At 61.7% G+C, this 22926-nt stretch carries 15 protein-coding genes; 7 read left to right on the forward strand and 8 right to left on the reverse strand.

Annotation, left to right across the window (positions count from 1 at the left end):
• Positions 1-199: 199 nt before the first annotated feature.
• The 7 genes from ABQX22_RS11525 to ABQX22_RS11555 all read right to left on the reverse strand — a co-directional run bounded on the left by ABQX22_RS11525 (position 200) and on the right by ABQX22_RS11555 (position 8857).
• Positions 200-1489, reverse strand: a complete 1290-nt coding sequence (locus ABQX22_RS11525) for a DUF3426 domain-containing protein (RefSeq protein ID WP_349799534.1) — start codon at positions 1487-1489, stop codon at positions 200-202.
• A gap of 57 nt (positions 1490-1546) precedes the next feature.
• On the reverse strand, positions 1547-2425 hold the full coding sequence (prmA, locus tag ABQX22_RS11530) for a 50S ribosomal protein L11 methyltransferase (protein WP_349799536.1): 879 nt from the start codon (positions 2423-2425) through the stop codon (positions 1547-1549).
• A 262-nt stretch (positions 2426-2687) separates the two neighbouring features.
• The gene (gene accC / locus ABQX22_RS11535) at positions 2688-4037 is read right to left on the reverse strand and encodes an acetyl-CoA carboxylase biotin carboxylase subunit (protein ID WP_349799538.1); all 1350 of its coding nucleotides are present in this window, start codon (positions 4035-4037) and stop codon (positions 2688-2690) included.
• 17 nt (positions 4038-4054) lie between these two features.
• Entirely contained in the window at positions 4055-4513 is a 459-nt protein-coding gene (gene accB, locus ABQX22_RS11540; protein WP_349799540.1) for an acetyl-CoA carboxylase biotin carboxyl carrier protein, read from the reverse strand.
• 80 nt (positions 4514-4593) lie between these two features.
• Complete coding sequence (gene aroQ / locus ABQX22_RS11545; RefSeq protein WP_349799542.1) at positions 4594-5046, reverse strand: type II 3-dehydroquinate dehydratase; 453 nt, start codon at positions 5044-5046, stop codon at positions 4594-4596.
• 154 nt (positions 5047-5200) lie between these two features.
• Positions 5201-6985 carry a protein-disulfide reductase DsbD gene (locus ABQX22_RS11550; RefSeq protein WP_349799544.1) on the reverse strand — a complete coding sequence of 595 codons (1785 nt, stop codon included), beginning with the start codon at positions 6983-6985 and terminating at the stop codon, positions 5201-5203.
• 213 nt (positions 6986-7198) lie between these two features.
• A complete protein-coding gene (locus tag ABQX22_RS11555) occupies positions 7199-8857 on the reverse strand; it encodes a PleD family two-component system response regulator (RefSeq protein ID WP_349799546.1) in 1659 nt (552 codons plus the stop codon).
• 337 nt (positions 8858-9194) lie between these two features.
• On the opposite strand from ABQX22_RS11555, the gene ABQX22_RS11560 reads away from it, so the two are divergent.
• The 6 genes from ABQX22_RS11560 (at position 9195) to ABQX22_RS11585 (ending at position 16387) form a co-directional block, all read left to right on the forward strand.
• Positions 9195-10286, forward strand: coding sequence for a DUF2333 family protein (locus tag ABQX22_RS11560; RefSeq protein WP_349799547.1), 1092 nt, complete (start codon positions 9195-9197; stop codon positions 10284-10286).
• A 3-nt stretch (positions 10287-10289) separates the two neighbouring features.
• Positions 10290-10835, forward strand: a complete 546-nt coding sequence (locus ABQX22_RS11565; protein ID WP_349799549.1) for an NUDIX hydrolase — start codon at positions 10290-10292, stop codon at positions 10833-10835.
• Between the two features lie 163 nt (positions 10836-10998).
• The gene (locus ABQX22_RS11570) at positions 10999-11370 is read left to right on the forward strand and encodes a translation initiation factor Sui1 (protein WP_349799551.1); all 372 of its coding nucleotides are present in this window, start codon (positions 10999-11001) and stop codon (positions 11368-11370) included.
• Positions 11371-11541: 171 nt separating this feature from the next.
• Positions 11542-13455 carry an arginine decarboxylase gene (speA, locus tag ABQX22_RS11575; RefSeq protein ID WP_349799553.1) on the forward strand — a complete coding sequence of 638 codons (1914 nt, stop codon included), beginning with the start codon at positions 11542-11544 and terminating at the stop codon, positions 13453-13455.
• A 430-nt stretch (positions 13456-13885) separates the two neighbouring features.
• Positions 13886-15328: a type VI secretion system Vgr family protein gene (locus ABQX22_RS11580; RefSeq protein WP_349799555.1), complete on the forward strand. Its 1443-nt coding sequence runs from the start codon at positions 13886-13888 to the stop codon at positions 15326-15328.
• Positions 15329-15496: 168 nt separating this feature from the next.
• Positions 15497-16387, forward strand: a complete 891-nt coding sequence (locus ABQX22_RS11585; RefSeq protein WP_349799557.1) for an alpha/beta hydrolase — start codon at positions 15497-15499, stop codon at positions 16385-16387.
• On the opposite strand, the gene ABQX22_RS11590 is transcribed toward ABQX22_RS11585, so the two are convergent.
• Positions 16377-17717 carry an MATE family efflux transporter gene (locus ABQX22_RS11590; RefSeq protein WP_349799559.1) on the reverse strand — a complete coding sequence of 447 codons (1341 nt, stop codon included), beginning with the start codon at positions 17715-17717 and terminating at the stop codon, positions 16377-16379. The two genes, ABQX22_RS11585 and ABQX22_RS11590, sit on opposite strands and share 11 nt — an antisense overlap.
• Before the next feature lie 168 nt (positions 17718-17885).
• Between ABQX22_RS11590 and ABQX22_RS11595 the strand changes: the two genes are divergently transcribed.
• Positions 17886-22802, forward strand: coding sequence for an alpha-2-macroglobulin family protein (locus tag ABQX22_RS11595; protein ID WP_349799561.1), 4917 nt, complete (start codon positions 17886-17888; stop codon positions 22800-22802).
• The last annotated feature ends 124 nt before the right edge of the window (positions 22803-22926 follow it).

The following is a 22926-nucleotide window of genomic DNA, read 5'->3' on the forward strand; positions in this document are numbered from 1 at the left end:
CCCAGAGTATGAAAAAGGGTGGGCATGATACCCGCTCTCGATGACTGGATAAAGGCTGAATTGGATAAAATCTGAACAGTTGATATCTGGTCGCGAACAGGTCGACAGCGGCATGCATCGTCATGAAACTGCCGTCGACTTTCCGACAACGGCGTGCTGCATTGCAGTGCGCAAAATGCTACCCGGACGGGCGGCCGCTTCACTCGGGCGAGAGGAAGCTCAACCCGTAGTTCACCGCTTTGGTGTTCGGATTGAGAACGTCCAGTGCGATGTGAATAGGGGTCTGCGGGGGCATTTCGTCCTTGCCCGCCAGTTCACCGCTCAAGTATTCAGCCGGCTTGAACCGACGGTTGGCAATGACTTGACCGCTGGCGTCCGAGAACTTCAACTCCAGCAACGGGAACGGTTGAGCAAACGAGGCGCGGTTGTAAATGATCGCGTCCACCACCAGCGCACCCTGGAACTCGGGGTGGTTGCGTACCACGAGGTTGCTGCTCTTGAGCAGCTTGATGTCGACCTTCGCCGGCACCTTGCACCCGACTTGCGGGCACAGCGCCTGAAACACCGGGCGGTACTTGTCCTGTCGGGCCAGCTCGTCGAAGTGGTAATAGACATATTGCCCAGCCAGCGCGCCCGCGGCGATCAGGACCAGCAGCATCCACAACAAGCGTAATCCCCAGCGCGGCCTGGGCTTTTGCCAATCCAGTTGCAGCGGATCGTCCATCAGGTCCAGGAGGGCTTCATCGCGCAGCGCCGGTTCGTTACGGTTGCGATTTTTCCGCGGGGTCGGCGATTCGGCTTCATCACGATCGTTCAGCGCCTGGCGAGTGTCGACATCGCGGTCCGCAAAAGCAGGGCGGGTGTGCAACTCGTCGTCGAAGTCGTCGGTGTGTCGGGAAAAGGAGGGTTCCGTGCGGTTGTCATGGGTAGCGTGCTGTTCGTCGTCAGGCTCGAACGGGCTTTCATGCAGCGCGGTAGGGTCGCGCTCGTCGATGACCTGGGCGTGGAGCTCGGGGAGCTGGTCCACGTCGTCGTTGGTCAGGGCCTCGTTCCAGCTCTCATGCGCGGTGTCGGCGTCGCCGCGACGGGCGCTCATGGATTCGACCCGCTCCACATCGTGGGTAGTGCCGGTCCGGCCGAAGGACGGCGGCAACTGGATTTCCCGCTGTTCGAGGCGTGCCAGTTCGACGTCAAGATCGTCCAGATCGAGGTTGTCCAGATCCAGCTGCCGTGCCTGGGGTTTAACAGCCGGCAGGTGCGGTTCGGCAACCGGTGTCGGTGCCGTCTCTGGCAGTGGCGCTTGCTCAATGACTTCAGGCGTGGCGACCTGGCTACCCGCCGCGCGTTGCGCCAACAGTTGCTTGGCGGCGTTGAAGACCTGCAGGCAGGCGCCGCAACGCACCGCTCCACGGGCCACGCTCAATTGGGCGTGACTGACGCGGAAACTGGTCTGGCAATGTGGGCACTGAGTGACGAAGCTGTCGGTCATGCGGGTATCCGGGGGTTCAAGCGAGCGCCTTAAGGTGGTTGACGGCGGTGCGTGCGGTCAGCGACGGCGACCGCTGATGCGCACCCAGCCATCACGATTGGCGATCGGGTCGAGGTCGAAACGCTCGGCATAAGCAGCGGCAACCTCTTCGCCTTGCTCGGCGAGGATACCGGACAGCGCCAGACGGCCACCGGGTTTGACCAATGTCGCCAGCTGCGGCGCCAGTGAGACCAGTGGCCCCGCGAGGATGTTAGCCACCAATACGTCAGCTTGTTCGGGCGGCAGGTCTTGCGGAAGGTACAGCGGAAAGCGCTCGGGTGCGATGTTGTTGCGACCGGCGTTGTCCCGTGAGGCCTCAAGCGCCTGCACGTCAATGTCGGTCCCGACCGCCTGTCTGGCGCCCAGTAACAGGGCGGCGATGGCGAGAATGCCCGAGCCGCAACCGAAATCCAGCACATTGCAGTCGGTGAGGTCCTGGCCGTCGAGCCATTCCAGGCACAGGGCGGTGGTGGGGTGAGTGCCGGTGCCAAAGGCGAGGCCCGGATCGAGCAACAGGTTGACCGCGTCCGGCTCCGGCGCTGCGTGCCAGCTCGGCACAATCCACAGGCGCTGACCGAAACGCATCGGCTGGAAGTTGTCCATCCAGCTGCGTTCCCAGTCCTGGTCTTCGATGACTTCGTGCATGTGTTCGGGCAGTTCGGCACCGGTCAGCAACTTCAGGTGAGCCAGGACTTGATCGGCGTTGGTGTCCGCTTCGAACAGCGCGAGCAGGTGGGTGTGTGACCAGAGTGGGGTGGTGTTGAGTTCAGGCTCGAAGATCGGCTGATCTTCAGCGTCCATGAAGGTCACGGACACGGCGCCGACTTCAAGAAAGGCGTCTTCGTAGGTTTCGGCTTGTTCTGGGCTGATGGCGAGACGGACTTGCAGCCAAGGCATGGCGGATTACCTTCGAATCGAAAAAATGACAGGTGGCGTGAAGCCACGATAGACCGGCAAGTTTACGGGTTTCCCCAAAAACAACAAAGCGGTTGCATGCCCTGTAGGAGCGCGCTTGCCCGCGAAAAATGCATGACCCCAAAGATGTATCTGCCGTATCGGCCTCTTCGCGGGCAAGCGCGCTCCTACATGATCGACAAACCTCACACACAACAAAGCCGCTCGAAAGCGGCTTTGTTGATCTGGCGCATCAACTGTCGAATCAGTGTTTCTCTTCGGCCAGCTTGTGTTCCAGGTAGTGGATGTTGACACCGCCTTTGCAGAACTCATCATCGCGGGTCAGATCACGGTGCAGCGGGATGTTGGTCTTGATCCCGTCGACCACGATTTCGTCCAGGGCATTACGCATGCGTGCCATGGCTTCGTCGCGATCCTTGCCCCAGGTGATCAGCTTGCCGATCAGCGAGTCGTAGTTCGGCGGAACCGAATAACCGCTGTACAGGTGCGAATCGACGCGAACGCCGTTGCCGCCCGGTGCATGGAAATGCTTGACCTTGCCTGGGCTCGGCATGAACGTTTTCGGGTCTTCGGCGTTGATCCGGCATTCCAGCGCGTGACCATGAATGACCACGTCATCCTGGGTAAACGACAGCTTGTTGCCAGCGGCGATGCTGAGCATCTCCTTGACGATATCGATACCGGTGACCATTTCCGACACCGGATGCTCCACCTGAACACGGGTGTTCATTTCGATGAAGTAAAACGCGCCGTTCTCGTACAGAAACTCGAACGTGCCAGCGCCGCGGTAACCGATGTCAACGCACGCCTTGACGCAGGCGGCGAACACGGCGGTACGTGCGTCTTCATCAATGAACGGTGCCGGCGCCTCTTCAAGCACCTTCTGGTGACGTCGTTGCAGTGAGCAGTCACGGTCGCCCAGGTGTATCGCCTGACCCTGACCGTCGGAAATGACCTGGACTTCCACGTGGCGTGGGTTGGTCAGGTATTTCTCCAGGTACACCATCGGGTTGCTGAACCAGGCAGCCGCTTCGGCGCGGGTCTGCTTGGCGGCTTCGATCAGGTCTTCTTCCTTGTGAACCACGCGCATGCCGCGACCACCACCGCCACCGGCGGCCTTGATGATCACCGGGTAGCCGACTTCACGGCCGATGCGCAGTGCCGTTTCTTCGTCTTCCGGCAGCGGGCCGTCCGAGCCTGGGACGGTCGGCACGTTGGCGCGCTTCATGGCGTCCTTGGCAGAGACCTTGTCGCCCATCAGGCGAATGGTGTCTGCTTTCGGGCCGATGAAGGCAAAACCGGATTTTTCGACCTGTTCCGCGAAATCGGCGTTTTCCGCGAGGAAACCATAGCCTGGGTGAATAGCCGTGGCGCCGGTCAATTCCGCTGCCGAAATGATGGCCGGAATGTTCAGATAAGACAGGTTGGCCGGTGCAGGTCCGATGCAGACGGTTTCGTCTGCCAGGCCCAGGTGCATCAGCTCACGGTCTGCCGTTGAATGTACCGCGACGGTCTTGATGCCCAGTTCTTTACAGGCACGCAAGATGCGCAAGGCAATTTCGCCGCGGTTGGCGATCAGCACTTTTTCCAACATCGCAGGCTCTCCCCGGTTCAAACGATGGTGAACAGCGGCTGGTCGTACTCAACCGGCTGACCGTTTTCTACCAGGATGGATTCGATCACACCGCTTACTTCAGCTTCGATGTGGTTCATCATTTTCATGGCTTCGACGATACAGATCGTGTCGCCTTTCTTGACGGTCTGGCCCACTTCGACGAACGCAGGGGACGTTGGTGCCGGGGTGCGGTAGAAGGTACCGACCATGGGCGAGCGGACCACGGTGCCGTTGAGCTTGGGTGCCGACGGCGCTTCCGGGGCTGCGGCTGCAGCGGGCGCGGCAACCGGTGCTGCGGCTGGCGCAGGCATCGGGGCTGGCGCGTAATACTGCTGTGCTGGAGTCTTGCTGTGACGGCTGATCCTTACGGACTCTTCGCCTTCACGGATTTCCAATTCGTCGATGCCGGATTCTTCCAGCAGCTCGATCAATTTTTTGACTTTACGAATATCCATCAATCATCAACTCCCAGGGGTCGGTCAGGGGTATTTGGCAGCCGGTTCAGGCAGTGAGGCTCGGCTTCAGGCTTCGCCAGTCACGCATTTGAACTTATGGCCAATTGTTCCAGGGCGGCCTCCAGGGCCAGTCGGTATCCGCTGGCGCCAAGGCCGCAGATCACACCTACAGCAACATCAGAAAAGTAGGAGTGATGGCGGAAAGGTTCGCGCTTGTGCACGTTGGACAGGTGCACTTCGATGAATGGGATGCTCACTCCCAGCAACGCGTCACGTATTGCAACACTGGTGTGCGTAAACGCCGCCGGGTTGATCAGGATGAAATCCACGCCTTCATCGCGTGCAGCATGAATGCGATCGATCAACTCGTACTCGGCGTTGCTTTGCAGGTACATCAGATGGTGGCCAGCGTCGCGAGCGCGCTGCTCGAGGTCCTGATTGATCTGGGCCAATGTGATCGCGCCATAGATCCCCGGTTCCCGGGTGCCCAGCAGGTTCAGATTGGGTCCATGAAGAACCAGAAAAGTCGCCATCGGTTGTTCCTTGTTTTGAGCGGTATGCCGGTCCGGATGTCAGGCCTGGACCTTCAATGCGCAGCGACTATGCCGGAAAGGGCATTCGGATGTCCAGTTCCACGCAATAGCCCACACGATGACCGATGTTCGCGCAAAATTTGTGACTGGCGCGCTAAATCTGGTCATTGGCCCCAGATAAGCGCTCTGCAAAGCCGTCTACGTCGATTTCGCCGACGACACGCACGTTTTTCAGCTCGTTCCCGTCTTTTCCGAAGAACAGCAGCGCAGGTGGCCCGAACAGCTTGTAGTGATCCAGTGTTGCCCGTTGCTCATCGTTACTGTCAGTCATGTCGAATCGGATCAGGCGATAGCCTTTGAGCTGATCGACGATTTTCGGATCGGGCAGCACTTCGTGTTCGATCACTTTGCAACTGATGCACCAGTCCGCATAGAAATCCAGGAGCAGCGGCAGCCCCGCTTCTTTTGCCTCACTAAGCGCCTTATCCAGCTGCGCCGAGGTGGTGACGGTTTGCCATTGTGACGTCGCAGCGACAGGCGCGGCCGCATTCAGAACCGGTTGAGCGCGGCCCAGTGGGCGCAGCGGATCGCCCCGGCCACTGAACGCGCCATACCAGCACGCCAAAGCGTAGACCAATAGAAACAGGCCGAGCAGTTGCGACAACCGTTGGCGGGCCGACTTGGCCGTGAGCTCGAGTGTGCCGAGGAACAGCGCCACACCCGCCGCCAGCAGGCCGATCAGCAACAATGTGAAGGGCCCCGGTATCACCCGGCTGAGCATTCCGATCGACAGACCCAGCAACAAGACACCGATCGCGTTTTTAACGGTGACCAGCCATGGGCCGCTTTTCGGCAGCCAGGCGGCGCCGCCCGTGGCCACCAACACCAGCGGCGCGCCCATGCCCAGCCCCAGCGCAAACAGTTTCAAGGAACCGCCGAGGGCATCGCCGCTGGCGCTTATATAAAGCAGCGCGCCCGCCAGCGGTGCCGAGACGCACGGCGAAACCAGTAGGCTGGACACCACGCCCAACACCGCTGCGCCCCACAACGAACCGCCCTTGGTGTTGCCGGCGATCCTGTCCAGACGATTGTTGAGGGACTGTGGCAGGCGCAGCTCGAACAGGCCGAACATGGCAATGGCGAACACCACGAAGAACAGCGCAAACGGCACCAGCACCCAGGCCGATTGCAACCGCGCCTGCAAGTTGAGGCTGGCGCCGAACAGGCCCATCAGCGCGCCGAGCAGCGCAAAGCAGACGGCCATTGGCAGCACGTAGGCCAACGACAGCGAGAAACCGCGCACGCCACCGACTTGCCCGCGCATGACCACGCCGGACAGGATCGGCAGCATCGGCAGCACACAAGGGGTGAACGTCAGTCCGATACCGGCGAGAAAGAACAGCGCCAGTTCTTTCCAGGTAAACGAGGCGGGCGTCGCGAGGGGCGCAGTGGCTGGGGGACCGCCTGATGCCGCGCCGCCGATGCTCATGCGCTCGGTTTCGGGGGGGTAGCACAGGCCTTTATCGGCGCAGCCCTGATAGGTCACGATCAAAGTGAATGGACGGTTGTCGCCGGGCTTGCGGGGCAGGTCGATATCGAGAATGCCGTGATAGACCTCGACGTCGCCGAAGTATTCATCGTGCTTCTTTTCCCCGTCAGGCAACTGGGCCGCGCCAAGGCCGATGTCAGCGGGTTCGGTGCGAAATTGAAAGCGATGGCGATACAGGTAGTAGCCTTCGGTGGCGACGAATCGAAGCTTGATCGACTCAGGCGTCGTGTCGATCAGGTTCAGCTGGAACGCCTCACGGACCGGCAGAAAATCCTTGCTGTTGTCGAACGTGCTGCCGCCCAGCGTCGCGTTCGGCCGGCTGTCCAGCAGGCCGGCCCCCATGGCGGGCAAGGCAAGGATCAACAGCAACAGACAAAGCAGGCGGCGCATGGCGGTCTCGCATCACAAAAGTCCGCGCATGATAGCGGAGTGGCTGCGGGCGTGCAGGGTGAGCGGCGTCGTGATCGGTTGGAGCGAGGCTTGCCCGCGAAGAGGCCGGGGCATTCAGCATATTCCCAAACTGTTTACGAGCTTCGCGGGCAAGCCTCGCTCCAACACGGGGCCGCGCTTTCGGTGATGCTCAGTCCGCGCCCATGGGATTTGTTACAGAACGCGATCAGCCGAAAAATAGTGCAGCGGGGCAATCATCTCCCGCTGCGCATGCACCTGATTGCGTCCCGCGTGTTTTGCCCGGTACAGCGCATCATCGGCCTGGGACGCGAGCGTCAACGCATCATCGTCGGGTTGCAGCTCGACCACACCTGCGCTGAACGTGCAGAACAAGTCCACGGGCTGGGCGGGGTAGTGGATTTCAGCAAAACGACGGCGGATTTCATCCAGCACGGTGAAGGCCGACTGGATGTCCGTGTCGGGCATGACCACGGCAAACTCTTCACCGCCGTATCGGCCGATGTAGTCGGTCTTGCGCAGCCGTTGTTTGAGAAACAGCGCCAGGCTCTTGATCACCCGGTCGCCCATGGGATGCCCGTGGCTGTCGTTCACCCGCTTGAAATGGTCGATGTCCAGCATCGCAAAACTGATGGGCTTGTTTTCGCGGCGGGCCCTGAAACTGCAGTCTTCCAGCAGTTGCAGGATGTGGGTGTGGTTGTACAGCCCGGTCAGGCTGTCGCGGACCATGCGCGCCTTGAGGTTGCGCGCCCTGGCGGCACGGTTGCGCACGGTGGTGATCAGGTGCCGCGGCTTGATCGGCTTGGTGAGAAAGTCGTCGCCGCCCTCGCTCATGGCATCGAGCTGCTTGTCCAGGTCATCCTCGGCCGACAGGTAAATGATCGGCACGCTGACGTAGCGGTCGTTGTGGCGGATCACTTTGGCCAGCTCCGGGCCGGTGCAGCCCGGCATGTACATGTCGAGGATGATCAGGTCGGGCTGGAAATCCGCCAGTTCAGCCATTGTTTCGATGGGATCGAACAGTGTGCGCGTGACAATCCCGGCGCTGTTGAGCAGGCGCTCGGTGTGGGTGGCCTGCGCCCGGGAGTCGTCGATGATCAACGCTTTGTAGGGCTCGTATTGCGCAACGCGGGTCAGGACTTCAATTTTCTCCAGCAGGCTCGACGCCTCCAGGGTACCGGTCAGAAACTCCTCACCGCCTGCGCGAACCGCCGCCAGCCGCGTGGGCGTGTCGGTCTCATGGAGACTGAAAAACAACAGCGGCAATTTCTGTTCAAGCCCTTTCTGCATCTGCGCCGCCAATGTCAGGCCATGACCCGGCCCGCCGAAATCGACGTCCATCACCACCGCCGATGGCAAGCGCTCGGCCAGCGTTAAGTGAAACGCCTGAGTGCTGTGCAGCGATTGAGCGTTGAGACCGAAAAATTCCAGCTGCTTGGCGAGCCGTTCGCCACGTTCGTGGTCCTGCAGCACCACGTAAATCGGCTTGCGCAGCGGCGGCAGCGCCAGCTGTTCGAGGCGATCACCGTGACGTAAACCGGTGCGAGACAGACGTTGCATCAGGCGATTGAGATCAGTGATCAAGGCACTGCTCAGTCGGCCGCGATTGGCGTCCACTTCTTCGAGGGACTGCTGGATGCTGCGCGCCAGGTGCGCGTGTTCGGCTTGCTCGAAACGCTCGGCAAACCGCAGAAGACGAACATTGGCGTCAGACAGTTCGGCCATGTCCGCGCTTGTCCACTCGCTGTGCTGCAGGCGCTGCCACACGTCCAGAATCTGGCGGGCCTGATGAATGACGCGCTGCGCAAAGTGGTGTTTCAGGCGGTCGGGGCTCGGATCTTCTGGCTCGTTCATGTCCTGACTACTGTAGGGGAAACCCTGAGATAAATGATGGCGCTATGCTAGCACTACTTCCCTGCATCAGGGCGCTATAAGTCACTTAAAAGTCATCTTTAGCCGGTTTATGCAGCAATGCGCGCGCCAGCGTTCATCCGGCGCGAGGGCGGGCGATAGACGGCTGTGTCAGGGTCTGCCTGATACGAGAAGGTGCAGTCGGCAGGCGCTGAACCGGAGGTGACGTCTATAGACCCGTCGGTTACGCAATTGGAGCGGCTCCTGCATTCCGGCCAATCGCACCTTGCTGTAAGGTTGCGGTCGAAGCACTGAATTCTGCGATTGAAAGGACAAGGCCATGCTGGATTGGAAGAAACGCGCGGGTAGCGCGGATGAACGTGTCGAGACTTCGTCGACGTCGACAGTGAAAACCCGCGGTTACCTGGGCGGTCTGCTTTTCAGCAAGGCGTTGGGCATTCTGGTTGCGCTTTATCTGATCATCACCGTTGTGCTGGGCTGGTGGTGGAGCAGCGAACCGCCGTTGTTTCAGGTGCAGCAGCAGGCGCAGGCCGCCGCCGAGCGCGAAGGCAAGCAGATGGTGATTGGCTACACCACCGTCGAAACCCTCAAGACCGTCGCCTCGACCATGCTCGACAAGCGTGGCGGTTATCTGTCCAACGACCGATTCCCGCCAGGACTGTGGCTCGACAACACCCCGAGCTGGGAATACGGCGTGCTGGTGCAAGTGCGTGACATGAGCCGAGCCTTGCGCAAGGACTTCGCTCGTTCCCAGTCGCAATCGGCAGAAGATGGCGATCTGGCGAAAGCCGAGCCGCTGTTCAACTTCGATAACAAAAGCTGGATTTTGCCGTCGAGCGAATCCCAATACCGCGACGGCATCAACCTGTTGAGCCGATATCAGGCACGCCTCTCGGATCCGAACCAGAAGGGCGCGCTGTTTTACACCCGCGCTGACAACCTGAACAACTGGCTGGGCGATGTCGGCACTCGTCTGGGCTCGCTGTCGCAGCGCCTGTCCGCCAGCGTCGGCCGCGTCAAGCTCAACAGCACCCTGAAGACCGAAGCGCAATCGACCGTGACCGTCAAACCGGGCGAAGTGCCGCAGGTGGATGAGGAAATCGTCGAAACGCCGTGGATGCAAATCGATAACGTGTTCTACGAGGCCCGTGGCCAAGCGTGGGCGCTGTCGCATCTGTTGCGTGCCATCGAAGTCGATTTCGCTGACGTGCTGGCGAAAAAGAATGCCACGGTCAGCGTGCGTCAGATCATTCGCGAGCTTGAAGCGTCGCAGGAGCCAATGTGGAGCCCGATGATTCTCAACGGCAGCCCGTTTGGCGTGTTGGCTAACCACTCCCTGGTCATGGCCAACTACCTGTCCCGCGCCAACGCAGCCGTTATCGATTTGCGTCAATTGCTGTCGCAAGGCTGATCGATGACCGTTTCCAACAAGGAGGCCGCGCACCGCGCCGCCTCCGACGCCGAACACATCGCCTGGGTCGACCGCAACGATGAGCTATTGGGCGCGCTGCCCCGTGTGGATCTGCGCGAGCGAGGCCTGATCGGCCGTGGCACGTTCATCCTGCTGTTCAACTCCGCCGGCGAGTTGTGCGTTCATCGGCGAACGCTGAGCAAGGCCACATACCCGGGTTACTGGGACGTGGCGGCGGGCGGAATGGTCCAGGCCGATGAGACGTACGCCGAATCCGCCGCGCGGGAACTGGAAGAAGAATTGGGCGTGGGCGGTGTAACGCTCACTTCCCACGAGCAGTTTTTCTTTGATCAGCCCGATAACCGTCTGTGGTGCGCGGTGTTTTCAGCCGTCTGGGATGGCCCGTTGAAGCTGCAGCCGGAAGAGGTGCTCGAAGCGCGCTTCATGCCCGTCGCGGACGTGATGCGTGAAGCCCTCGAAAAGCCCTATTGCCCGGACTCTCTGGCAGCGTTGAAGCGCTATCTGGAGCAGGTCGCGAATGATGAGTAAATTGGCGCATATTGCACCTTAGCAGCGACGGTTTTTGCCGTTACACTGCGCGACCTTTTCAGGCTGGACCGCTTACCCGTTCCAGCTGCGCTGCCCCTGCCTGAGTGGGGCTTCGCGGTCGACGCCCGTCGGCCAGTCTTTGGTCCTCTCAAGAGGATTGCTCTTGGCCAAAAAAGCCGCTTCCTTCGCCGCCCTCGGTGGCCTGGTGTTTTCAACCGACGCCGGACGTCACTGTCCTGAATGCCGTCAGCCTGTCGACGCCTGCATTTGCAAAAGCACCCTGATTCCCGCCGGCGACGGCATTGTCCGCGTGCGCCGCGAAAGCAAAGGCCGTGGCGGCAAAACCGTGACGACAGTGACGGGTGTGCCGGTAACCGAAGACGCACTCAAGGAGCTGGCCACCACGCTCAAACGCCGTTGCGGCACGGGCGGGGCGCTCAAGGAAGGGGTGATCGAGATTCAGGGCGATCACGTCGAGACCCTGCTGGCCGAACTGGTGAAACTGGGCTTCAAGGCCAAGAAGTCGGGCGGCTGATGTCGTCTCCCGCCACGCGCACCCGGTTCCAGCCTGTCCATTTGTAAACTATGGCTTGCCCGGCAGGTCTACTGCCCGACAGCGAGCTGGCGACAAACCGTCATTACCACTCTATACACTGCGCACAGCCCACCGAGGCCAGCGCTTTATGACTTTATATAGGGGACTTCGATGTCCGCACGACGCACACGCAAAGACGATGGCAGCCAATGGACCGTTGCGGACAGCCGCAGTGTCTACGGGATTCGTCACTGGGGGGCCGGGTATTTTGCGATCAACGAGGCCGGCCGCGTTGAGGTCCGCCCCAATGGCCCGACCAGTTCACCCATCGATCTTTACGAGCAGGTCGACAAGCTGCGCAAAAGCGGCTTGTCCCTGCCATTGCTGGTGCGCTTCCCGGACATCCTTCAGGATCGCGTTCGCCAGCTGACCGGTGCCTTCGACGAGAACATTGCGCGCCTGGAATACCAGAGCAAATACACCGCGCTGTACCCGATCAAAGTCAACCAGCAAGAAGCGGTGGTGGAAAACATCATCGCCACCCAGGACGTCTCCATCGGTCTGGAAGCAGGCTCCAAGCCTGAGCTGATGGCGGTGCTGGCGCTGGCGCCCAAAGGCGGGACCATCGTCTGCAATGGCTACAAGGACCGCGAATTCATTCGTCTGGCCTTGATGGGGCAGAAGCTGGGCCACAACGTCTTCATCGTCATCGAGAAAGAATCCGAAGTCGGGCTGGTGATCGAAGAGGCTGCCGAGCTCAAGGTTGCGCCGCAGATCGGCCTGCGCGTGCGCCTGTCGTCCCTGGCATCGAGCAAATGGGCTGACACCGGTGGCGAGAAATCCAAGTTCGGGTTGTCCGCCGCGCAGTTGCTGTCGGTGGTCGAGCGTTTCCGCCAGGCCGGTCTGGACCAGGGCATTCGTCTGCTGCACTTCCACATGGGTTCGCAGATCGCCAACCTGGCGGATTACCAGCACGGTTTCAAGGAAGCGATTCGTTACTACGGCGAGCTGCGCAACCTCGGCCTGCCGGTGGATCACATCGACGTCGGCGGCGGCCTGGGGGTCGATTACGACGGCACTCACTCGCGCAACGCCAGCTCCATCAACTACGACATGGACGATTACGCAGGTGTCGTGGTGGGCATGCTCAAGGAGTTCTGCGACGCACAGAGCCTGCCGCACCCGCACATATTCTCCGAGAGTGGCCGCTCGCTGACCGCCCACCACGCCATGCTGGTGATCCAGGTGACCGACGTCGAGCGCCACAACGACGAAGTGCCGGAGATCACCAACAAGGAAAGCCTGCCGGAAACCCTGCAGTGGCTGATCGACCTGCTCGGTCCCACCGATATCGAGATGGTCACCGAGACCTACTGGCGCGCCACGCACTACATGAGCGACATCGCCACGCAGTACTCGGACGGCAAGCTGACCCTGGCCGATAAAGCCCTGGGTGAGCAGTGCTACTTCGCGGTGTGCCGTCGCCTGCACAACTCGCTCAAGGCGCGTCAGCGTTCGCACCGTCAGGTGCTGGACGAGCTCAACGACAAGCTGGCCGACAAATACATCTGCAATTTCTCGGTGTTCCAGAGCCTGCCGGACACGTGGGCCATCGATCAGGTACTGCCGATCATCCCGTTGCATCGTCTGGATGAAGAGCCGCTGCGTCGCGCCGTGCTGCAGGACCTTACCTGCGACTCCGACGGCAAGATCAACCAGTACGTCGACGAGCAGAGCATCGAAACCAGTCTGCCGGTGCATGCGCTGAACGAGGGTGAAGATTACCTGCTGGGCGTGTTCCTGGTGGGCGCGTACCAGGAAATCCTGGGCGACATGCACAACCTGTTCGGCGACACCGACTCGGTGAACATCTACCAGAAGCCGGACGGCAGCGCCTATTCGGCGGGCATCGAAACCCACGACACCATCGAAGACATGCTGCGCTACGTGCATTTGTCGCCGGAAGAACTGATGACTCATTACCGGGACAAAGTCGCCAGCGCCAAGATCACCCCGCGCGAGCGCACGCAGTATCTGGACGCTTTGCGTCTGGGCCTGACACGGTCTTCTTACCTGTCGTCGTGATCGTGTAATGCGTGTCGAGAACGGGCCTTCGGGCCCGTTTTTTTGTGGTCGTGCCCACCCTATGCGTGGGCACGCAGCCTGTGACGCTCCGCGTCATCTGGACGCGGAGCGTCCAGCGTCGGTGTTACCACGCAGAGCGTGGGAACAATCAATACCAACCCCGTGGGAGCGGACCTGTCCGCGAAAGGGCCGGCACTGGCGACAGGGTTATAGCGCCTGACGAATCGCCTTCGCGGACAGGTCCGCTCCCACAATAAATCGGGGCGATGGTGGAATTTCGGTCGATACAAAACGGATGGAGCCAGGCGTGTATGCTTCGTCCGTTTGTTCTGTAGGCAGTGTCCTGTTCATCGTGGGGCTCGCTACGCGGCGGCGCTTCTCGGCCAAAATCGCCGGCCTTTCGTGCCAGGCAGTCGAGGCCGTCCTTCTTATGCCCATCTCAGAACACCGTTGCCATTTTCGTCTGGACTCCCCCAGCTTTGCGCGCTCGCTTGAGGTCGTGACGTTCCAAGGCTCCGAAGCGATCAACAGACCCTTTTCCTTCGACGTCCACGCCATCAGCTACCACGGCGAGCTGTCGTTGCAGCACTGCATTTTCAGTGACGCCTATCTGACTTCAAAGTGGCCCGGCGTCGGGTTTCACGCGCAGATCCAAAGCATTGGCCGCAGCAACACCGGGTCTGGCCCTGCGCACTATCACATTACTCTGGGCCCACGCATGGGCTGTCTGGCACATCGCTACAACCAGCGTATTTTCCAGGACCAGCCGGCGAGCGCGATCATCAGCCAGGTGCTGAACGAGCATGGCATTCGTGACACCGACTACACCTTTCAACTGACCCGCCGCCACGAGGCGATCGAGTTTTGCGCGCAGCATGGCGAGACCGACCTGCAACTGCTTGACCGGCTGTGCGCTCAGGCAGGCATTCACTATTACTTCGAGCATTCGAGCGTGCGCCACGTGCTGATCTTCACGGATGATCTGCGCCACACCCGTCGAACCTCTCGGGTGCAGTTCGGGCAGCAGTACGAACGTGGAGAGATCAGTCAGTTCGAGGTCCGTCGTGCCAGCGGTCGTGGAACGGCCGAGCAAGGGGTGTTGTGGGCGAAAGGCGCGAGCGCCCTGCATTTTCTGCACGCGGGCATGCAACTGCCGATGACTGAACACGCGGATCCGCCATGCAATCAGGCCTGGCTGCTGACGGAGGTCCACCATCGCGGCCTGCGGCCTTCATTCAAAGGGGGTGTTCCGGAGCCAGCCTATGGCAACAGTTTTTCCGGCGTGCCGGCGACCGCTCACCTGCGCAGGGCAAAGGCCCGATCAGCGCCTCGGCGCATTGGCTTGCAGCGCGCTCGGGTGGTGGGCGAGCTGTTCGAAGAGGCGCAGCGCGATCACGAAGGGCGGATCAAGGTCCGTTTTGACTGGGGGCATCAGGGCGATGGCTCGCGCTACACCGATTGCTGGTTGCCCATCGAGCCGGAACTGGAGCATGCCGGCACGCCGTGGTGGGGCGGGATGGAGGTCGTGGTGGATTTTGTCGACGGCGACCCGGATCAACCGGAAATCATCGACCACCTCTGGGACCCGGACATCAGTCCGCTGGACGCCGGGCCTGGTTCGGAACGCGGCATGCCGACACCGCCTGCGTTGCCCAAGGGCATCACCACGCGCCTCGACCGACAGCAGGTTCTGGGGAACACGCCGCAGATCCGGATCAACGAACTGACCCTGCACCTGGACAGCTCCAACGAGCTGAATTTCAGCGTTGGCAGCAGCCACGTCCACATCACCCGCGACGGCGTGACGCTCAGCAGCCCGAACATCGTGATGGCTACGCAAAGCGCAATCGACGACGAGGGCAGCGTGTCCTAACTATCCCGCGCCGGTGCAGTCGTAATCCCTGAACAGCCGCCGCCTTTAACGGCACCTGTAGGAGCGAACTTGTTCGCGAAGCATTCGGCCTGACACCCCGCATGGCTCTTTTCGCCAACAAGTTGGCTCCTACAGAAGTGTGTGGCCCATGAAGTTTTGAGAATAACGATGACCAAACTGGCACTTAAAGCAGCATTCACGGGCCTGCTGATGACCCTGTTGATGGGCTGTTCGCCGTTGAAGGTGCTCAATGCGCTGACGCCGGGCAGCACGTTCATCCGCACGGCTGACCTGGCGTACGGTCCGGACCCGCGCAACAAGCTCGACGTCTACACACCCCGCGAGGCGCCGCCGGGTGCGCCGGTGGTGGTGTTCTTTTACGGCGGCAGCTGGAACAGCGGATCGCGCAGCGACTACGCGTTTGTCGGCGAAGCCCTGGCGTCACAAGGCATTGTCGCAGTCGTTGCCGACTACCGGCTTTATCCGCAGGTGCATTACCAGGGGCTGCTCAAGGACAGCGCGCAGGCGGTGGGCTGGACCCGCGCGAACATCGGCCAGTACGGCGGTGATCCATCGAAGCTGTACGTGATGGGCCACAGTGCCGGCGCCTACAACGCGGCGATGCTGGCCCTTGACCCGAAATGGCTGGCGCAGGCCGGCATGACCCCTTCGATGGTCAAGGGCTGGATTGGCCTGGCCGGGCCGTATGACTTTCTGCCCATCGAAGAAGCTGACGTGAAGCCGGTGTTCTACTTTCCGAATTCGCCTCCTGATTCGCAACCCATCAACCATGTCAGTGCTGCATCACCGCCGGCGCTGCTGATGGCCTCCGCCGACGACACGGTGGTGAACCCCAAACGCAACACGGGCGGTATGGCCACTCGCTTGCGCGATCAGGGTGTGTCGGTGCGTGAGCGGTATTTCTCGCGCACCAATCACGGCACGCTGGTGGGCGCGTTTGCGCGGCCGTTACGCAGTCTGGCGCCTGTGTTGATGGAGGTCACGGCGTTCGTTCACGCCCAGGATCAGGCCCAGCCGACGGCTTCGATCAACCGCTGAACCAGGCGTCCTTGCGATTGAGCTTGTAGGCCACATAGCCCAGGGTCACCGCGCGCAACGCCATGAATAGCAGGAAGGTCAGCCACAGGCCGTGATTGCCCAAGCCCATACCCAACAAGGCGAAGGGTGTGATCAGCACCAGGTTCAGCAGCATGGTATTGCGCATGTCCCGGGCCCGCGTGGCGCCGATGAAGAGGCCGTCCAGCAGGTAGCTCCAGACTGCCACCAGCGGCAGCACTGCCAGATAGGGCAGGTAGGTGAAGGCAATTTCGCGGACCTGCGGGATGTCGGTCTGCATAGACACGAACAGATGGCCGAAACACAGGAAGAACACCGCGAACGCGACGCTGCACATCAGCGACCATCCGCCTGCGACGGTCATCGAGCGGCGCAGCTCATCGCGATCACGGGCGCCGATGGCATGACCGCACAGCGCCTCCACCGCGTGAGCCAGCCCGTCCAGTGCATGGGCAGTGAGCAGCAATCCATTGAGCAACAGCGCGTTCGCCGCCACGGTGGCATCGCCCAGCCGCGCGCCCTGCACGGTGATCAGGAAAAACACCGATTGCAGCACCAGCGAGCGGATGAAAATGTCGCGATTGACCGCCAGCAACGGACGCCAGTTCTGCCACAGCCGCAGCGCTGCCCACGCTACCCGGCCGGGATAGGCGCGCAATGCGTTTTGCGTCAGGGCCAGACCGACCAAGGCTCCCAGCCATTCCGCCGCCACCGAGGCACGGGCCGAACCGACCACACCCCAATCGAGCCCGAGCACGAACCAGAGGTTGAGGACGATATTGACGATGTTGGTGGTCAGCAGAATCGCCAGCGACGCCCGCGCGTTCTGCGTGCCGAGGAACCAGCCCACCAGCGCATAGGTGGCCAGCGCGGCGGGCAGGCCGAACAGGCGGGTGTGGAAGAAGGTTTGGGTGAGGGCATTCAGGTCGTCCGACGGCTGCATCATCTGGATCGCCAGGTGCAGGAACGGCAAGCCGATCAGCCCCAGCAGCACCGAGAAACCTAACGCCAGCAGCAGGCCTTGCAGCAGCACCTGACGCAGCGCGGCGCCGTCGTGACGACCCGCTGCCTGGGCCGCAAAACCGGTGGTACCCATGCGCAGAAAGCCCATGGCCCAGGCCAGAAAGCTGTACAGCGTCCCGCCCACCGCCACGGCCCCGAGCTGATGCGCATGGGGAAGATGACCGATGACGGCGCTGTCCACCAGGGTCACCAGCGGCACGGAAATGTTCGACAAAATCATCGGCGCCGCCAGCCCCCATACGCGTTTGTGCGTAGGGCGGTGACGCCAATCCTGAGCAAAAGTAGACATGCAGGCTCCCGGGAAGGCCGGCATTGTAGCGAGATTCGGGGGCGCGAACAGGCGCGTGCTTCTGGCCGCAGGCCGTTGGAGCGAGGCTTGCCCGCGAAAGCTCTTCGTCACGATGCGCATTCCAGTGCTATAACTTTCCCTCCTCATCCTGCCGTCAATGAGTGCCTCATGCTGAACAAAGGATTGTTACTGGCCTGTGCGCTGGTACTGCTTAGCGCCTGTGATTCGTCCACTTCCGATAAACCCGCCGCGCCTCCCGTGCCTGCTGCTCCGCAAGCCGCAGCCGTGGAACCGAGCAAACCCAAGCCCGCCGTCGATCTCGCCGCCTTGAGCCAGCGCTATGCCGGGCGCGACCTGACGGTGGTGGACGTCTCCGAAGTTCAGCTTGATGGCGCCAGTACGCTGTCGCTGAGTTTCTCCGTGCCGCTGGACCCCGAGCAGAATTTCGCTGAAAAAGTGCACTTGGTGGACAGCAAGGACGGCAAGGTGGATGGCGCCTGGGAACTGTCCGACAACCTCATGGAGCTGCGCCTGCGCCACCTGGAGCCCAAGCGCAAACTGGTCGTCACCGTCGATCCGGGTCTGGCGGCGGTCAACAAAAACACCCTGGCTGCCGAATACAGCGCCCGCCTGGAAACGGCCGACCTGCAAGCCACCGTGGGTTTTGCCAGCCGTGGCAGTCTGTTGCCCACGCGCCTGGCCGAAGGCCTGCCGGTGATCGCGTTGAACGTCGATAAGGTCGACGTCGAGTTCTTTCGCATCAAGCCCGAGTCGCTGCCCACCTTCCTCGCCTCATGGGAAGGCTCCTCCAGCCTGCAAAGCTACGAATCCCAAGAACTGCTGCCCATGGCCGATCTGGTCTACGGCGGTCGCTTCGACCTGAACCCTGCGCGCAATACTCGTGAAACGGTTCTGCTGCCCATCTCCGGCATCAAGGCGTTGCAGCAACCCGGCGTTTATCTGGCGGTGATGCGCGCCTCCGGCACCTACAGCTATTCGCAGCCGGCGACCCTGTTCACTCTCAGTGACATCGGCCTGTCGGTGCACCGTTACGCCAATCGCCTGGACGCCTTTACCCAGGCGCTGGAGGGCGGCAAGGCGCTGAGCGGCGTGGATCTGGAACTGCTCGACGACAAGGGCCGCGTGGTCGGCCAGGGCAAGACCGACAACGCAGGCCACGCCGAACTGCCGCTGCCCGCCAAGGCCCAGGTACTGCTGGCGCATCAGGGCGAGCAGACCAGTCTGCTGCGGCTGAACAGCTCGGCGCTGGACTTGGCCGAATTCGACATCACCGGCCCGCAAGCGCACCCGCTGCAGTTTTTTATCTTCGGCCCGCGTGATCTGTATCGTCCCGGAGAGGTGGTGCTGCTTAACGGCCTGCTGCGCGACAACGACGGCAAGACCGTCAAGCCGCAACCCATCACCGTGGAAGTGCGCCGCCCGGACGAGCAGGTCAGTCGTAAATTCGTGTGGGAAGCCGACGCTTCCGGGCTGTATCAATATCAGCTGCAACTGTCGGACGAAGCGCCAACCGGTCGCTGGCAACTGGTCTTCGATCTGGGCGATGGCAAGCCGCAGCTGTATGAATTCCAGGTCGAAGACTTTCTGCCGGAGCGCATGGCCCTCGAACTCAAAGGCAGCGATTCACCTCTCGCGCCGGATGCCCCATTGGACGTCAACATCACCGGTCGCTACCTCTACGGCGCGCCGGCGTCCGGCAATCGCTTGAGCGGTCAGCTGTATGTGCGCCCGCTGCGTGACGCGGTGCCGGGGTTGCCGGGCTATCAGTTCGGGTCGGTGACCGAAGAGGAATTGAGTCAGGACCTTGAAATCGAAGACAGCACGCTCGACGCCAAAGGCGAGCTGGCGCTGAACATCGACAGTCAGTGGGCCAACGCGAAATCGCCGTTGCAGTTGATTGTGCAGGCCAGTTTGCAGGAGTCCGGCGGGCGCCCGATCACCCGTCGGCTGATCCAGCCGGTGTGGCCGGCCGAACAGATGCCCGGCCTGCGCGGCCTGTTCGAAGGCGACGCCACCGACGGCGACGGTCCGGTGGCATTCGAGCTGCTGATGGCTGACAAAGAGGGCCACAAACTCGCCGCCGATAACCTCAAGGTTCGGCTGATTCGCGAACGCCGGGACTACTACTGGAGCTATTCGGACAGCGACGGCTGGAGCAATCACTTCAACGAGAAATTTCTCAATCTGAGCGAAGAAACCGTCAGCGTGCAGAAAGACGCCACCGCCAAAGTCAGCTTCCCGGTGGAATGGGGCCCGTATCGCGTGGAGGTGGAAGACCCGAGCACCGGGCTGGTCAGCAGCGTGCGCTTCTGGGCCGGCTATCGCTGGCAGGACAACGCCGAAGGCGGCGCGGTGCGTCCGGACCAGGTCAAGCTGGCGCTGGACAAGCCGGCGTATGCCGAGGGCGATACTGCCAAAGTCACGGTCACGCCCCCGTCCGCCGGCAAGGGGTACCTGCTCGTCGAGTCCAGTGAAGGACCGTTGTGGTGGCAGGAGATCGACGTGCCGGCCGAGGGCAAGGCGTTCGACATCCCGCTGGACAAACAGTGGGCGCGCCATGATCTGTACGTCAGCGCGCTGGTGATCCGGCCGGGCGAACGCAAGGCCAACGTCACGCCCAAACGTGCTGTCGGTGTACTGCATCTGCCACTGGACCGCTCGCAGCGCAAGCTGGCGCTGAGCGTCACGGCGCCGGAAAAAATGCGTCCCAAGCAACCGCTGACGCTCAAGGTCAACGCGAAAAACGCCGACGGCTCAGTGCCCAAGAACGTGCATGTGCTGGTGGCCGCCGTTGACGTCGGCATCCTCAACATCACCGAATACAAAACCCCGGACCCGTTTGCGGGCCTGTTCGGGCGCAAGGCCTATGGCGCCGATCAACTCGACATTTACGGGCAATTGATTGAAGCCGGACGTAACCGTCTGGCGAGCCTGGCATTCGGTGGCGACGCAGCGCTGGCCAAGGGTGGCAAGCGTCCACAGACCAGCGTGACGATCGTCGCCCTGCAAAGCGCACCCGTCACGCTCAACGAGCAGGGCGAGGGTGAAGTCAGCGTCGACATCCCGGACTTCAACGGCGAACTGCGGATCATGGCTCAGGCCTGGACCGACGAGCGCTACGGCATGGCCGAAGCGAAAACCGTGGTCGCCGCGCCGTTGATTGCCGAGCTGTCGGCGCCGCGCTTTCTGGCCGGTGGCGATCAGACCAAGGTGGCGCTGGACCTGTCGAACCTGTCCGGCAAGGCGCAGACGCTGGATGTGCAGGTCAGCGCCGAGGGCCAGCTGAGCCTAGTCAATGGCGAGCAACATCAGTCGATTCAACTGGCCCAAGGGCAACGCACCACGCTGCAGATTCCGGTGCGCGCATTGGGTGGTTTCGGTCAGGGCGGCTTGAAGGTAATGGTGCAGGGGCTGGACCTGCCGGGCGAGACCATGCCGCCGTTCAGCCGCGAGTGGACGTTGGGCGTGCGCCCCGCGTACCCGGCGATGCTCAAGCAGTATCGGGCGGTGCTAAAAGATCAGGTCTGGACGCTGCCGGACGGCGCGCTGGAAGCCTTCGAACCGGCCGGGCGTGAGGCGCTGCTGTCGGTGTCGAGCCGTCCGCCGTTGAATCTTGGCGAACAGATCCGGGCGCTGAAAGCTTACCCCTACGGTTGCTTGGAACAGACGGCGAGCGGGCTGTATCCGTCGCTGTACGCCGACGCCGCCGTGCTCAAGCGTCTGGGGCTCGAAGGCGAGCCGGATGCCGTGCGCAAGCGCAAGATCGAGCTGGGCATCGAGCGCCTGCTGGGCATGCAGCGCTACAACGGCAGTTTCGGTCTGTGGGGCGCGGACGGTGAAGAAGAATATTGGCTGACGGCGTACGTCACCGACTTCCTGTTGCGTGCCCGCGATCAGGGTTTTGCGGTGCCGCCGGACGCGCTGAAAAAAGCCAACGAGCGGCTGCTGCGTTACCTGCAGGAGCGCAACCAGATTGAGGTCAACTACAGCGAAAACGCCGAGCACACGCGCTTTGCCGTTCAGGCGTATGCCGGGCTGGTGCTGTCCCGCAGTCAGCAGGCGCCGTTGGGTGCGTTGCGCAGTCTGTTTGATCGCCGCAGTGATGCGCGCTCGGGTCTGCCGTTGATTCAGCTGTCTGTCGCGCTGGAAAAAATGGGCGACAAATCCCGTGCCGAACAGGCGCTGATGGCCGGGCTGGCGGCCAAGCGCCAGGCCAACGATTGGCTGGCCGATTACGGCAGTCCGCTGCGTGATCAGGCGTTGATTTTGTCGCTGCTGGAGGAGAACAAACTGGCCGTCGACAAGGTCGAGGAGCGGCTGTTTGCGCTGTCCGATCAGGTGGCGGCCAGCCGTTATCTGTCGACCCAGGAGCGCAATTCACTGTTCATGGCGGGGCGTGATTTGCTGGGCAAACCAGAGGCGAAGTGGGCCGCGACGTTAACCAGCGGGACGCAGAATCGGGCATTGAGCAACGAACAGCCCGGCGTGAAACTCGACAGCTCGGTGCTGGCATCGCCGCTGACGGTGCAGAACACCGGCAGCGAGACCTTGTACCAGCAGATGACGATCTCGGGCTATCCCGTGCAGGCGCCTGCGCCCGGTGGTGAAAACCTGAGCATCCGTCGTGATTATCTGGGGCTGGATGGTGAGCCACTGAACCTCAATGCGCTGAAAAGCGGCGAGCTGGTGCTGGTGCACCTGCAGGTCAAATCCAAGGAACGGGTGCCCGATGCGCTGGTGGTGGACTTGCTGCCTGCGGGCCTTGAGATCGAAAACCAGAACCTGGCGCAAAGCGCAGCGAGTCTTGAAAACGCCAGTGAGTCGGTGAAGCAGTGGCGCCAGTCGATGGAAAACGCGGGCCTCAAGCATCAGGAATTCCGCGATGACCGTTACGTGGCAGCGGTGGATCTGCAAGGGTTCAACACAGTGGACCTGCTGTACCTGGCGCGCGCCGTCACGCCCGGCACATACCGTGTGCCGCCGCCGCAGGTGGAGTCGATGTATCGCCCGAACTGGCAGGCACTGGGTGAAGCGCCGGCGCAGTTGGTGGTGAAGGGGAAATAAGCGGAGATAAGGATGTGCGGGCATACAGTTGTAGGAGCGCGCTTGCCCGCGATTGCGTCGTTCAGGCCGATGAATTTGCATCAGGCCCACTCACGTCATCGCGGGCAAGCGCGCTCCTACAGCG

This window comes from Xanthomonas sp. WHRI 1810A (genome assembly GCF_040202885.1).
GTDB lineage: Bacteria > Pseudomonadota > Gammaproteobacteria > Pseudomonadales > Pseudomonadaceae > Aquipseudomonas.